The sequence below is a fragment of the Streptomyces sp. QH1-20 genome (assembly GCF_041283565.1).
Classification (GTDB): Bacteria; Actinomycetota; Actinomycetes; order Streptomycetales; family Streptomycetaceae; genus Streptomyces; species Streptomyces syringius.
This window is the reverse complement of record NZ_CP166299.1, coordinates 6,119,277-6,133,547: the sequence shown is the minus strand read 5'-3', so window position 1 is coordinate 6,133,547 and position 14,271 is coordinate 6,119,277. Positions and strand designations below refer to the sequence as shown.

The following is a 14,271-nucleotide window of genomic DNA, read 5'->3' as shown; positions in this document are numbered from 1 at the left end:
ATCTTCGCACGGGCCGAACGAGTGACCCGCCCGTGTGGGTGTCCTACCCGGAAGAGCGGCCTCTTCCGCCTAGTCTTCCGGGCATGGCTGCGGCGCAGGGACACCTCTCGGACGGTCCGGACGACGCGGACGGGGAGGGCTCCCCGTCCGTCTTCCGGCAGGCGGTCGCCGGGCTGCAAGGAGTGCGCCTGCGGCCGGAGATCGAACTCGACGCCACCCCGCCGCCCCAGCGGCTGGCCCCCTTCTCGTACGCGCTGGAGGCCGCGGTCGTCGTGGACGACGAGGAGCTGGCGGACGGGCGGCTGATCCTGCTGCACGATCCGGCGGGGCACGACGCCTGGGGCGGTACGTTCCGCATGGTGACGCTCGTGCACGCCGATCTGGAGCCGGAGATGGCCGCGGACCCGCTGCTGCCGGAGGTCTGCTGGTCCTGGCTGACGGGCGCGCTGGAGGCCCGCCGGGTGCCGTACGGCGCGCCGAGCGGCACGGTGACCCGGGCCGGGTCGCACTACTTCGGCGGGCTCGCGGAGCGGGAGCCGTCGACGCGGATCGAGATCCGGGCGTCGTGGTCGCCGACGGACACCAGCGGGCCGGGGGGCGTGCCGCAGGCGCCGGACACCGCGGCACACCTCGCGGCCTGGTGCGATCTGCTCTGCCAGATCGCGGGACTGCCGCCGGGCGGGCCGCCGGACGCCGGGGTCGTGACGCTTCCGCAGCGGCGCGGTCCGCAGAGCCGTTGATCGGTCAGCCGTCCGAATTGCCCGAATTGTTACTCATCAATTCGTGATCATTCCCTAAAGGCGGGACGGTTGGGTGCCGAAGAGGCTTGTGACCCTTCCCATACGGATCGCCCCGGCTTAGCCCCAAGTCGGCACCGTCACCGCCACTCCCCCTGGAGGCCTGGTGTCCGTTCTCCTCGAGCAACCTGCGAGCCTCGCCTATCGACCGACCAAGCCGACGGCCATGGTCGTCGTCGCCGACCCCCGCGTCCGTTCCACCGTCACCCGTCATCTGTGGGCCCTGGGCGTGCGGGATGTGATCGAGGCCTCGTCCATCGCCGAAGCCCGCCCCCGCGTCGGCAGCCCGCGCGACATCTGCGTGGCCGACGTCCACCTCCCCGACGGGTCCGGCCTCACCCTGCTCTCAGAGACCCGCGCGGCGGGTTGGCCCAACGGCCTCGCCCTGTCCGCCGCGGACGACATCGGCGCCGTGCGCAACGCCCTCGCGGGCGGCGTCAAGGGCTACGTCGTCACCGGCACCCGCACCAATCTCGGCCTCCCCGGCCGTCCCGGCGCCGCCCCCATCGGCTCCGCCGCCGCGGCCCGGATGCACCGCCGCCCGCCCGGCGCGCCCGGCCACCCCGGCGGCTACCGCGAGCTGTCCGGCCGTGAGGTCGAGGTCCTGCGCCTGGTGGCGGAAGGCCAGTCCAACAAGGCGATCGGCGTCTCGATGGGCCTGTCCGCCCTCACCGTCAAGAGCCACCTCGCCCGCATCGCGCGCAAGCTCGGCACCGGCGACCGGGCCGGAATGGTGGCCGTGGCGCTGCGCACCGGCATCATCCACTGACCCCGCGAAAACGCATCACGCCCGTCGACGGAACGTTCCGTCGACGGGCGCTTGCCATACACAGATACCCTTGACCGGTGACCGACGCCCAAGAGACCGCAGAAGACACGACACTGCGAACCACCGGGGGCGCTCCCCCGGACGACGTCGATTCGGCGCCGATCCCCTTGCTGGAACCACGCGAAGGCATCCCGCCGGTCGTCGCTGACAACGATGCCCTGGCCGAGGTCGTCGCGGCGTTCGCAGCAGGCACGGGACCCGTCGCCGTCGACGCCGAGCGCGCCTCCGGCTACCGCTACGGCCAGCGCGCCTACCTCGTGCAGCTGCGCCGTGAGGGTGCCGGCTCCGCACTGATCGACCCGGTCGGCTGCCCCGACCTCTCCTCCCTCGGCGAGGCCGTCGCCGACGCCGAGTGGGTGCTGCACGCCGCCACCCAGGACCTGCCCTGTCTGCGCGAGATAGGGATGACGCCGTCGCGGCTCTTCGACACGGAGCTCGCGGGACGGCTCGCGGGGTTCGCACGCGTCGGACTCGGCGCGATGGTCGAGAACGTCCTCGGCTACGCCCTGGAGAAGGGCCACTCCGCCGTGGACTGGTCCACCCGCCCGCTGCCCGACCCGTGGCTGCGCTACGCGGCGCTCGACGTCGAGCTGCTGGTGGACCTGCGCGACGCGCTGGAGGAGGAGCTGGACCGGCAGGGCAAGCTGGAGTGGGCCCGCCAGGAGTTCGCGGCCATCGCCGCGGCCCCGCCCGCCCCGCCCCGCAAGGACCCCTGGCGCCGCACGTCCGGCATGCACAAGGTGCGCAGGCGCCGGCAGATGGCCGTGGTCCGCGAGCTGTGGACCGTGCGCGACCAGGTGGCCCAGCGCCGCGACGTCTCGCCGGGCAAGGTGCTCAGTGACGGCGCGATCATCGAGGCCGCCCTCAACGTGCCGGCGAACGCCCACGCGCTCGCGGCCCTGACCGGCTTCGGCCACCGGATGAGCCGCAAACAGCTCGAGCAGTGGCAGGCCGCCGTCGACCGCGCGAAGGCGATCCCGGACGCGGAACTGCCGCAGCCCGGCCAGCCCCTGACGGGCCCGCCGCCGCCGCGCGCGTGGGCGGACAAGGACCCGGTCGCCGCGGCGCGGCTGTCGACGGCTCGCGCGGCGGTCTCGGCCCTGGCCGAGCGGCTGACGATGCCGCAGGAGAACCTGATCACTCCGGACACGGTCCGCCGGCTGTGCTGGGAGCCCCCGAAGGAGGCGACGCCGGAGGCCGTGGCCGAGATCCTCACCGCCCACGGCGCCCGCCCCTGGCAGATCGAACAGGTGACCCCCGTCCTGGTGACGGCGCTGACCTCACCGGTGGCCTAGTCCGCCGCCCGAAGGGCCCCTGCCCTGCCGAAACGGCAGAGCGGGGGCCCTTTCGCACGGGCTCCCGCCCCCTTCGTCCGCCGCGGGTCGACGCCCACGGAATGTGACCTTCGACGCTCCCGCCCGGGGGACTGGGCAGCATGGTTACCCGCAAGTAGCATGACGGTGTCAGCCCGCACCGCGGCGGAGCCGTACCGGCGTGCCCGCGCGCAGCGATCCCGCATCTGGAGGAGAGCCAACGTGCCTCGTACCGCTAGGGACGTCGTTTTCGTCGACGGCGTCCGCACCCCGTTCGGCAAGGCGGGCCCGAAGGGCATCTACCACGAGACCCGCGCCGACGACATGGTCGTCAAGTGCATCCGGGAGCTGCTGCGCCGCAACCCCGGCCTGGACCCGGCCCGTATCGACGAGGTCGCCCTCGCCGCGACGACGCAGATCGGCGACCAGGGCCTGACCCTCGGCCGCACCGCCGGCATCCTCGCGGGCCTCCCGCAGTCCGTGCCCGGCTACTCCATCGACCGCATGTGCGCCGGTGCGATGACCGCCGTGACCGCCGTCGCCGGTGGGCTCTCCTTCGGTGCGTACGACATCGCCGTCGCGGGCGGTGTCGAGCACATGGGCCGTCACCCCATGGGCGAGGGCGTGGACCCGAACCCGCGCTTCGTGTCGGAGAAGCTGGTCGACGAGTCCGCCCTCTTCATGGGCATGACCGCCGAGAACCTGCACGACCGTCTGCCGCACATCACCAAGCAGCGCGCCGACGAGTACGCGGTCCGCAGCCAGGAGAAGGCCGCGAAGGCGTACGCCGACGGCAAGATCCAGGCCGATCTGGTGCCGATCTCCATCCGCCGCACCAACGCCGAGGCCGGCGAGACCGGTTGGGGCCTGGCCACGGTCGACGAGCCGATGCGCCCGGGCACCACGCTGGCGAACCTGGCGGGTCTCAAGACCCCCTTCCGCCCGCACGGCCGGGTCACCGCGGGCAACGCCGCCGGTCTCAACGACGGTGCCACCGCCTCGCTGATCGCCGCCGAGGACGTGGCGCGCGAGCTGGGCCTGCCGGTCAAGATGCGCCTGGTGAGCTACGCCTTCGCGGGCGTCGAGCCCGAGGTCATGGGCATCGGCCCGGTCCCGGCGACCCAGAAGGCCCTCGCCAAGGCGGGCCTGACGATCGACGACATCGGTCTCTTCGAGGTCAACGAGGCCTTCGCGGTGCAGGTGCTCTCGCTCCTGGACCACTACGGCATCGCGGACGACGACCCGCGCGTCAACCAGTACGGCGGCGCGATCGCCTTCGGCCACCCGCTGGCCTCGTCGGGCGTGCGCCTGATGACGCAGCTGGCGCGGCAGTTCGAGGAGCAGCCGCACGTCCGCTACGGCCTCACGACCATGTGTGTCGGCTTCGGCATGGGCGGAACGGTCATCTGGGAGAACCCGCACTTCGACGGAGGCAACAAGTGAGCACCACTGAACTCCTGAAGGGCGCGGCCAAGCTGTTCCCGGGCGAGGTCGTGACCCAGGCGCACGTGCGCCACCTCGACCTGCCCTTCGGCGCCGGGCGCTTCGCGCTCGTCACGCTGGACAACGGCCTGGACCACACCAAGCCGACCACCTTCGGTCCGCAGTCGCTCGCGAACCTGAACGCTGCGATCGACCAGCTCGAGGCCGAGGCCGCGGCCGGCGAGATCGTCGGTGCCGGTCTGACCGGCAAGCCGTTCATCTTCGCGGTCGGCGCCGACCTCAAGGGCGTCGAGCTGCTGAAGCGCCACGAGGACGCGCTGGCCATCGGCAAGGGCGGCCACGACGTCTTCAAGCGGCTGTCGCAGCTGGCCGTGCCGACCTTCGCGTACTACAACGGTGCCGCGATGGGCGGCGGCGTCGAGGTCGGTCTGCACTGCACGTACCGCACGGTCTCCAAGGCGATCCCCGCCTTCTCGCTGCCCGAGGTCTTCCTCGGTCTGGTCCCCGGCTGGGGCGGCTGCGCCCTGCTGCCGAACCTCATCGGCGCGGACCGCGCGGTCTCGGTGATCATCGAGAACTCGCTCAACCAGAACAAGCAGCTGCGCGGCAAGCAGGTCTTCGACCTCGGCATCGCGGACGCCCTGTTCGAGGGTGCGGACTTCCTCGAGCAGTCGCTGCTGTGGACCGCTTCGGTCCTCAAGGGTGACACCGAGGTCGTCCGGGCCGAGATCGACCGCGGTGAGGGCTGGGACCAGGCCGTCGCCCGTGGCAAGGCCATCGCCGACTCCAAGGTGCACGGCGCGGCCCCGGCCGCGTACCGCGCGCTGGAGATCATCGCCGCGGCGAAGAACGGCGACCTGCGCGCCGGCTTCGACGCCGAGGACCAGGCGCTGGCCGACCTGATCATGGGTGGCGAGCTGCGCGGCGGCATCTACGCCTTCAACCTGGTGCAGAAGCGCGCCAAGCGCCCGGCGGGTGCCCCGGACAAGTCGCTGGCCCGCCCGGTCACCAAGGTGGGCGTCGTCGGCGCCGGTCTGATGGCCTCTCAGCTCGCGCTGCTCTTCGCGCGCCGCCTCGAGGTGCCGGTCGTACTGACCGACATCGACCAGGAGCGTGTCGACAAGGGCGTGGGCTATGTCCACGGCGAGATCGACAAGCTGCTGCTCAAGGGCCGCGTCAACCAGGACAAGGCCAACCGTCTCAAGGGCCTGGTCTCCGGCTCGCTCGACAAGGCCGCCGCCTTCGGCGACGCGGACTTCGTCATCGAGGCCGTCTTCGAGGAGATGGGCGTCAAGCAGCAGGTGTTCGCCGAGGTCGAGGCGGTCGTTCCGGCCCACGCGATCCTGGCCACCAACACCTCCTCGCTGTCGGTCTCCGAGATGGCGTCGAAGCTCAAGAACCCCGAGCGGGTCGTGGGCTTCCACTTCTTCAACCCGGTCGCGATCCTCCCGCTGCTGGAGATCGTCCGCGGCGAGCAGACCGACGACGCGTCGCTGGCCACCGCCTTCGGCGTGGCCAAGAAGCTGAAGAAGACCGCGGTGCTGGTGAAGGACGCCCCGGCGTTCGTCGTCAACCGCATCCTCACCCGCTTCATGGGCGAGATCCAGAACGTCATCGACGAGGGCACCCCGGTGGCCACCGCCGAGAAGGCCGTCGAGCCGCTCGGTCTGCCGATGTCGCCGCTGGTGCTCCTGGAGCTGGTCGGCCCGGCCATCGGTCTGCACGTCTCCGAAACCCTCAACCGCGCCTTCCCGGACCGGTTCACCGTCTCGCCGAACCTGGCCGCCGTGGTCAAGGCCGGCAAGCGCGGCTTCTACGTCTACGACTCCGGCAAGCCGGAGCTGGACCCCGAGGTCGCGGCGCTGCTGAAGCAGGGCGATGTCGTCCTGACCGAGGAGCAGGTGCGCGACCGGGTGCTGGACGCGGTGGCGCAGGAGATCGGTCTGATGCTGGACGAGGGCGTCGTCGCCGAGGCGCAGGACATCGACCTGTGCCTGATCACCGGCGCGGGCTGGCCCTTCCACCTGGGCGGCATCACTCCGTACCTGGACCGTGAGGGCGTCTCCGAGCGGGCCGCCGGCCGGCGGTTCCTGCCGCAGGGTGTGGCGAGCGTCCCGGCGTAACGCGCCGGAACGGCGGTGAAGGGGCCCCCAGGGCCCCGGATCCGCCGAGGAAGTCCTCGAGTGCCGGACGGGCTGGTCAGCCCGTCCGGCTCTTCGTCGTTTCACCCGGATACGCCCGGCACGAGGACGATCCTCCGCCTTGCGACGCTCCCCCGGCCACCGCCGAAAGGTGCCCCGGCGCCGTCGCTGTTCCGCAAGGATCCGCCGGGACAGGCCCTGTCACCGGCGGCCGGTGCTCCAGCGCTTGGTGACCTCGGTCATGGCCCGGACCGCCTGGGCGAGGAGCCGGTCGTCGTCGCGTACCCGGCGGCTGTGCTCGACGTGCAGGAAGGGGACGTCGACCGCGTCCGCGTGGTCGCCCTCGACATTGGTGCGGCCCTCCAGCCGGCCGCAGTCGCGCTGCCACACCTCACACGTGTGCAGGCGCAGCTTGCGCAGCGCGTTGGACAGCCGGCGGGCGGCGGGCAGGCCCGCGTCGCCCTTGCCGGGCGAGACGACGACGTCGTTGCCGGGGGAGCTGCTGTCGGCGAAGCCGTGCACCTGGATGGCGGGCAGCCGGCGGTCGGCGAGGGTGTCGGAGACGGCGGCGAAGACCGAGTCCGAGCGGTGGGCGACGTCGGCCGCGTCCTCTTCCTCCCGCTCGTCGCCGTCCGCCCCGGCGTTGCGGTGCGCGCCGGCGACGACGAGCACGCCGCCGGGGGAACTGCGCAGCAGGCCGATGCCGAGCTGTTCGGTGCGCTGGTCGGCGGTCGGGTGCGGGACCTGCACCGACCAGCGGGCCGGGCCGCGCAGGTCCACATAGATCCGGCCCCAGCCGCGCCGGGCCTCGCCGTCCTTGGTGGCGTCGGCGATCTCCGCGACCTCCATGCCGCCGTCGCGGTCGACGAGGGTGCGCAGGGTGTAGCCGACGGCGGACAGGGAGCGCTCGGCCTCCGGCTGCTTCCCGTCGAGGACGAGGCGGACGCCGTCGGCTATCGCGTGGCGCTCGTTCGCGGTGGGGACGCGGTAGCCGCCGCTCTGGGTGATGCGGTCGGTGAAGCCCGTGATCCACTGCCTGAGGTCGACGGAGCCGCCGGGGTCGGCGGATTCGACGGGCCGGCCGCCCTGGTGCGGGCGGGGGTTCTTCGATGCGCTCGAGCAGCCGGTCAGCCCGATCAGCGCCACCGCGCCGAGCAGCGCGGATGCCGTCACGGCGCTGGTGATTTCCGGCTTGAGCCTCATGTTGGTAAAAATACCCCGGTGAAGCGCTCTCGCCGTATCGCCCTCGTCCTGGCCGCCACGGCCGTCGTCGGAGCCTCGACCGCAGGCTACCTCTACACCCGCGAGGACGCCGCACCGGCCGGTGATGCTTCCTTCACGCTGGCCGCGGGCGGTGACATTCTCATTCACCCGGAGATCACCGACCAGGCGAACAAGGACGCGAAGGACAAGGGCGGCCAGGGGCCCGACTTCAGTGCCGTCATGGCCGGGATCAAGCCGGTGGTGAGCCAGGCGGATCTCGCGGTCTGCCACATGGAGACCGTCATGGCGGACCCCAAGGGCCCGTTCCTCGGCTACCGGAAGTTCAGCGTGCCGCCGCAGATCGCGACCACCCTCAAGGACATCGGCTACGACACCTGCTCGACGGCGTCCAACCACACGCTCGACCACGGCCCGGAGGCCGTGAAGCGGACCCTGGACACGCTGGACAAGGCGGGGCTCAAGCACACCGGCTCGGCGCGCAACGCCAAGGAGGCGGCCACCCCCCTCATCCTGGACGTCAAGGGGGTGAAGGTCGCGCAGCTGTCCTACTCCTACGGCTTCAACGACACGACCGTGCCGAAGGACAAGCCGTGGCTGGTCAACACCGTGGACGTGAAGCGGATGGCCAAGGACGAGAAGGCGGCCCGCGCCGCGGGCGCGGAGGTCGTCTTCGCCAGCATCCACTGGGGTCGCGAGCAGCACAACGAGGCCAGCAAGAGCCAGCTGCGCCAGGCCGAGCTGATAGCCAGGAAGACGGGCATCGACCTCGTCGTCGGTCACCACGCGCACGTCGTGCAGCCCTTCGAGAAGGTGCGCCGCACCTGGGTCGCGTACGGCCTGGGCAATCAGGTGGCCCGGCACGCCAAGCCGCTCGGCATCACCGAGGAGGGCGTGATGGGCCGCTTCACCTTCACCCGGAACAACGGCAAGTGGTCGGTGACGGACGCCCGGTACGTGCCCACGCTGGTGGAGCTGGAGCCGAAGATCCGGGTGGTGGACGTGGCGGCGGCGCTGAAGGACGGCGGCAAGGGCCTCTCGGACGACCAGAAGGCGCGCTACCGGACGGCATACGAGCGCACGCGCGGGATCGTGCTGAACCGGGGCGGCGAGAAGGACGGGCTGCGGCCCCTCGCCGTCACGGAAAAGCCCTGACCAGAGCGGGTGCGCCGGAGCGTGAGCAAGATCCCATTGACGCGCTCAGGCATTGCGTCGACACTTACGGTTTTGGTAAAGCGTTCGAATCTTGCTTAGAATCCGAACGTTTCACCGTACATATACGCAGTGCGACGGACAGTGACAGGTATCTCGTGGTCCCGGCATGTCCCGTGCCGTGACGAGAGGAATCCCGTTGTCCGCTTCGCGCGGCTCACGTCGACGCAAGGCCCGCCGCCGTGCGGACATGCCGCTGTTGGGCGGCGCCCGTCCGCCGATAGCCGCCCTGCTGGCCCTGTTGCTGGCGGTGGCGGGGGCGACGGCACTGGTCCTCGGCGACCGTGACCGGGCGAGCCTCGACGCGGCGGTCCTGACCTCCCAGCAGCATGTGGCCGAGGACGGCGCCCTCTCGCTGCGCGCCTCGCTCGACGAGAGCGCGACCGACCTCCAGCGCGCCGCAGCCCTGTTCACCGGCCCCGAGCCGGTACCGGCCGACACGGTCCTGGACAAGCTCGGCAAGGTCTACAACAAGTGGCGCGGCACCGCGGTCATCGACCCCGTGGGCGGAACCCTGCTGGCCGCGCGCGGTGAGAACATCCCGCTCGCCACCGTCCTCAAGGGCGCACCCGAAGCCAAGGACGACGACAAGGACGGCAAGGCGGCGTTCGGTCTGGGGCCGCGGCTGGTGAAGCTGCGGTCCGGCGAGACCCGGATGCTCGTCGTGGCCGCCCTGCGCGGCGGCGACCGGCCGCGGCTGCTCGTCGCCTCCGGCACCCTGAACGTCCCCGGCATCTCCTCCGGCGAGGACCGCACCCTGCTCGTCGTCGACTCCGCCGGCACCGTCCTGGCCAGCGACGGCCCGTCGGTGGCCCGCAAGTCGTGGGCCGAGAAGGCCCGGAAGACCGCGGCCGCGGATTCGGCCAAGACCCCCGAGCCCGGTGGCCACCCCGGCGCCAGCGGCCACCTGATGGGCGGCGGCAAGCGCGGCGAGGAGCGTACGGCCGTGGGCTACGCGGCGGCCGGCCGCGCCCCCGGCGAGACCAGCGCCGCGGGCGCCCTCGGCCTGTCGGTGATCACCTCGGTCGAGGTGACCGAGGACATCTCGGCGGTGCGCACCCAGGCCTTCGGGCTCGCGGCGGCGGGCATCCTGCTCGCCCTGGCCCTCGTGGTGGGCTGGGTGCTGCTGCGGACCGTCCAACGACCGCTGCTCCAGCTGTACCTGGAGAGCCGCCGGCTCAGCCGGGGCGAGCTGGACCGCCCGGTGCGCCAGTTCCGGGGCCGGGAGCCCGCCCGCATCGGCGCCGCCCTGGAGAGCCTGCGCAAGCAGCGCCTCGGCGGCCGCCCCACCCGCACCGGCCGGGCCCGCGGCGGCTTCGGCACGCGCGGCACCGTCATCGTGTGCGCCGCCGTCCTGCTCGCCTGGTCGGCGCCGCTGCTGTTCCTGCTCAACCGGGCCGGCAGCACCGTGACCGTGCCCCAGCAGCTCGTCGAGGACCAGCGCCGCCGCACCGACACCGCCGCCGACCGGGTCCGCAAGGCGCTCAACGAGGGCTGGGCCGACGTGGCCTCGGTCGCGCAGATCGTCGGCGCGGGCGACGGCAAGGACGGTGCGGACAAGGCCGTCCTGGAGACGACCCTGCGCGAGCACAGCCGCTACCGCTCGGTCTACGTCCTCGACGGCGACGGCAAGGTCCTCTCCCGGGCCGGTGACTCCCCCCGGCACCCGGGCGGGAAGAAGCCGCACCCCGACTCCGTCGTCCAGCTCAACACCTCCGGCAAGGAGCCGGCCGTCGCGGCCTACGCCGCGGTGCCCGGCGGCAAGGGCCGCACGGTGGTCGGCGAGTACGACACCCAGTTCCTGATCTCCCTGGTCACCCGGCCCGGCCTCGGCCAGGTCTGGCTGGTCGACAAGAAGCACCGGATCATCGCGGCCGACCGGGCGCACGGCTACCGCGCCTTCGCCAAGCTGCCCGGCCGTCATCTCAACGACCTGGCCGTCTCGGCCCGCCGCGACGCCGACGGCACCGCCATCCTGCACCGCTCGCGGAACTCCTCCATCGCCGCCGCCGCGCCCTTCAGCGACAACGGCGCGGTCAAGGGACTGGACTGGCAGGTCATCAGCGCCCAGCCCGCCGCCTGGCTGGAGCTGCCCGAGTACACGGCCGAGCGGCACACCATGCTCGCCGGACTGCTCGGCGTGACCGCGGCCGTGGCCTGCCTGGGCTGGCTGCACATCATCGTCATCCGCCCCCTGCGCAACCTCGCCGACCAGGCCGAGGCGCTGGCCGGCGGTGACCGGAAGACCGTCCTGTTCCCCCAGCACCACGACGAGGTCGGCGCGGTCGTACGGAACCTGGAACTCATCCGCCAGCAGCTGCGCCCCGCCACCGGGGCGTCGGCCAAGCCGGCCGGAAGGAACTGACCGCCGTGCTCTTCCTCTACACGGTCCTCGTGATCTGCTGCGCCATCGTGCTGGTCGCCGGGGTGATCGAACAGCGCCGCCACTACACCAACCTGGACCTCATCCCCACCCGGGTGCTCATCAACGGCATCCGCGGCAAGAGCTCCATCACCCGGCTGTGCGCGGGCGCGCTGCGCGGCGGTGATCTGGTCACGGTCGCCAAGACCACCGGCACCGCCGCCCGCTTCATCCACCCGGACGCCACCGAGGAGCCGGTCTACCGCAAGTTCGGCATCGCCAACGTCGTCGAGCAGATCGGCATCGTGCGGCGCGCCGCCGCGTACCGCCCGCACGCCCTGGTGATCGAGTGCATGGCCGTCATGCCGGCGCTCCAGGAGGTCAACCAGACCAAGCTGATCCGCTCCACGATCGGCGTGCTGTGCAACGTCCGCGAGGACCACCTCGCCGAGATGGGCCCGACCCTGGACGACGTGGCCCGCTCGCTCAGCCGCTCCATGCCGCACAACGGCATCTGTGTGACGGCCGAGGTCGACCGGCTGCACATCCTCCAGGAGGAGGCCGACAAGCGGAACTGCCGGCTGATCGCGGTGGACCCGGAGACGGTCACCGACGCGGAGCTGCGCGGCTTCAGCTGGTTCACCTTCAAGGAGAACGTCGCCATCGCGCTGGCCGTCGCCGAGCTGCTCGGCGTGGAGCGCGCCACCGCCCTGCAGGGCATGTACGACGCGCCGCCGGACCCCGGTGTGCTGTCCGTGGAGCGCTACCTCACCCCCGAGGGCATGCCGTTCCGCTTCGCCAACATCTTCGCGGCCAACGACCCCGAGTCGACGCTGATGAACGTCGAGCAGCTGCTCAGCCTCGGCGCCATCGAGCGGCCGCTGCACGTCCTGATCAACTGCCGCCCCGACCGTGTGGAGCGCAACGGGCAGATGGGCGAGATCATCCCCCGGCTGGCCCCGGACTCGGTCTTCCTCATCGGCCACCCCACCAAGAGCGCCGCCGACGCGATTCCCGCCGAGTGGCGTGACCGTGTCGTCGACCTCGGCGGCGACCGCCGCGACCCCGGCGAGCTCACCTCCGAGATCCTCGGCCGGCTGGGCCCGGGCGCCTCGCTGATCGCCATCGGCAACATCCACGGCCAGGGCGAGCTGCTCCTGGAGCGGCTGGCCGAACTGCCCGCAGACGAACCGCAGACGCAGAGCACAGGAGAATTCCGTTGATCCCCGCCGTCCTCACTCCGGAGATCGCCGCCATCGGGATCGCCCTCGGGCTGCTGTTCTCGCTGGTCTGCTACCTCACGACCAATCTCTCCCCCGGTGGCATGATCACCCCGGGCTGGCTGGCACTCACCCTGGTCGAGGACCTCCAGCGCGCGGCCATGGTGGTCGGCATCACCGTCCTGACCTATCTGTCCACGCTGCTGCTCCAGCGCTATGTGATCCTCTACGGCAAGCGGCTGTTCGCGGCCGTCGTGCTGACCGGCGTGGTGCTCCAGGCAACCTTGTACGTCATCCTCCAGCAGCAGTTCCCGCTGATGTACGCCAACCAGACCCTCGGCTTCATCGTCCCCGGTCTGATCGCCTACCAGCTGGTCCGGCAGCCGCGCGGCGCGACGCTGCTGGCCACCGGAACCGTCTCGCTCGCCAACTACGTCGTCCTGACCGCCGGAATCCTGCTCGGCTTCATGCCCACGGCCTGACCGGCCCGGGGCGCCCCCGCCGGCGCCTCCCCCAGACTCTCCCGCCCCTCCCGACACGCAGCCCACGGAGCGTATCCATGTCCCGGAAGAAGGAACGTAAGACGAAGGGCCCGAGCGCCACGGGCGGGCCCGCGGGCCCGCGATCGAGGAACGTGGTCCACACGCTGGTCGTGCTCGGACTGCTCGGCACCAGCGCGTACCTGACCGTGGAGCTGCGCGAGAAGCAGCCCGAGACGGCCCCGCCCGTCGAGTCCATAGCCGGGGCGACCACGGCGGCCGGCGGTGCCAAGCCCGCCTCCGGCGAGCAGCGCTTCGAGCGGCTGGCCAACCCGGCGCGCACGGTCGTGCGCTCCGGCGACGGCAGCGTGCTGGCCACCTTCACGGACAACGCCCGCACCGCCGTCCTCACCGGTCCCAGCCGCACCTTCGCCGAGCCCAAGTTCACCTCGGCGAAGGTGACGACGGACAGCTGGATCCGCCTCCTGCCGCAGCCGTGGAAGGCGGGCTCGGAGAAGGCCGCCTGGTTCAAGGACTGGTTCGGCAAGATGGCGAGCAGCAAGGAGCCGGACATCTTCGCCATCTCCATGGAGTACCTGGACGGCGCCCCGCAGAAGAAGGACGCGCAGGGCGTGCCGTACACCGGCGACGCGCACTTCGGCCCGCTGAACCCGAAGGGCTCGGAAGGCGCGGACCTGCGCCTGGAGCAGTCGGACTTCAACGACTACCTGGGCATCACCTACACCTTCCGCGACGGCACGGTGGAGCGCCCGGAGCCCATGCGGTTCCGCTCGATCGACTGCTCGGGGTACATCCGCACGATCTTCGGGTACCGCGCGCGGTATCCGCTGATGAGCAAGGACGTCAAGGGCGACGGCCTGCCGCGCACCGCCAACGGCATGGCCCGGCTCTCCCCCGGTGTGCCGGTGATCGAGCTGGGTGACAAGCGCCCCGACAACATCGACCGTCTCCAGCCGGGCGACCTGGTGTTCTTCAAGGTCGACCGCCGTACCGGCGATCGGCTCGACCACGTCGGCATGTACATGGGCCTGGACACCGACGGCAAGCCCCGCTTCATCTCCAGCCGGGAAGAGGCCAACGGCCCGACGTTCGGCGACAAGGGCGGCACCGCCCGCCTGGACGGCAGCGGCTACTACGCGGCGGGACTGCGCAGCGCGAAGCGGCTCTGAGAGCCGGTTCGCCGGACGGGCTCATTTGAGCCCGTCCGGCGATTGAGGACACGGCACCGCATCC

11 protein-coding genes are annotated in these 14,271 nt (G+C 71.7%); 10 read left to right on the top strand and 1 reads right to left on the bottom strand.

Annotation, left to right across the window (positions count from 1 at the left end; translation table 11 throughout):
• Window positions 1–83: 83 nt before the first annotated feature.
• From AB8O64_RS27795 to AB8O64_RS27775, 5 genes are all read left to right on the top strand, one after another.
• Window positions 84–740, top strand: a complete 657-nt coding sequence (locus tag AB8O64_RS27795; protein WP_338932326.1) for a DUF3000 domain-containing protein — start codon at window positions 84–86, stop codon at window positions 738–740.
• 163 nt (window positions 741–903) lie between these two features.
• Window positions 904–1,566: a response regulator transcription factor gene (locus AB8O64_RS27790; protein WP_130881701.1), complete on the top strand. Its 663-nt coding sequence runs from the start codon at window positions 904–906 to the stop codon at window positions 1,564–1,566.
• Between the two features lie 77 nt (window positions 1,567–1,643).
• Complete coding sequence (locus tag AB8O64_RS27785; protein ID WP_356458900.1) at window positions 1,644–2,921, top strand: ribonuclease D; 1,278 nt, start codon at window positions 1,644–1,646, stop codon at window positions 2,919–2,921.
• Window positions 2,922–3,161: 240 nt separating this feature from the next.
• Window positions 3,162–4,382: an acetyl-CoA C-acyltransferase gene (locus tag AB8O64_RS27780; protein ID WP_370422003.1), complete on the top strand. Its 1,221-nt coding sequence runs from the start codon at window positions 3,162–3,164 to the stop codon at window positions 4,380–4,382.
• Complete coding sequence (locus AB8O64_RS27775) at window positions 4,379–6,505, top strand: 3-hydroxyacyl-CoA dehydrogenase NAD-binding domain-containing protein (protein ID WP_370422001.1); 2,127 nt, start codon at window positions 4,379–4,381, stop codon at window positions 6,503–6,505. Before AB8O64_RS27780 ends, AB8O64_RS27775 begins: the two co-directional genes overlap by 4 nt.
• A 219-nt stretch (window positions 6,506–6,724) precedes the next feature.
• Here the strand turns inward: AB8O64_RS27775 and AB8O64_RS27770 are convergent, their stop codons facing one another.
• Entirely contained in the window at window positions 6,725–7,726 is a 1,002-nt protein-coding gene (locus AB8O64_RS27770; RefSeq protein ID WP_370422000.1) for a hypothetical protein, read from the bottom strand.
• Between the two features lie 18 nt (window positions 7,727–7,744).
• Here AB8O64_RS27770 and AB8O64_RS27765 point away from each other — a divergent pair, with 18 nt between their 5' ends.
• From AB8O64_RS27765 to AB8O64_RS27745, 5 genes are all read left to right on the top strand, one after another.
• Window positions 7,745–8,899, top strand: a complete 1,155-nt coding sequence (locus AB8O64_RS27765) for a CapA family protein (RefSeq protein WP_370421998.1) — start codon at window positions 7,745–7,747, stop codon at window positions 8,897–8,899.
• A 196-nt stretch (window positions 8,900–9,095) separates the two neighbouring features.
• On the top strand, window positions 9,096–11,321 hold the full coding sequence (locus AB8O64_RS27760; protein ID WP_370421997.1) for a HAMP domain-containing protein: 2,226 nt from the start codon (window positions 9,096–9,098) through the stop codon (window positions 11,319–11,321).
• A 5-nt stretch (window positions 11,322–11,326) separates the two neighbouring features.
• Complete coding sequence (pgsB, locus tag AB8O64_RS27755) at window positions 11,327–12,541, top strand: poly-gamma-glutamate synthase PgsB (RefSeq protein WP_370421996.1); 1,215 nt, start codon at window positions 11,327–11,329, stop codon at window positions 12,539–12,541.
• Window positions 12,538–13,020 (top strand): poly-gamma-glutamate biosynthesis protein PgsC/CapC, encoded by a 483-nt coding sequence (locus AB8O64_RS27750; protein ID WP_130881708.1) that lies wholly within the window; start codon window positions 12,538–12,540, stop codon window positions 13,018–13,020. The genes pgsB and AB8O64_RS27750 overlap by 4 nt, the downstream gene beginning before the upstream one ends.
• Window positions 13,021–13,097: 77 nt before the next feature.
• The gene (locus tag AB8O64_RS27745; RefSeq protein ID WP_370421994.1) at window positions 13,098–14,207 is read left to right on the top strand and encodes an NlpC/P60 family protein; all 1,110 of its coding nucleotides are present in this window, start codon (window positions 13,098–13,100) and stop codon (window positions 14,205–14,207) included.
• Window positions 14,208–14,271: the final 64 nt, after the last annotated feature.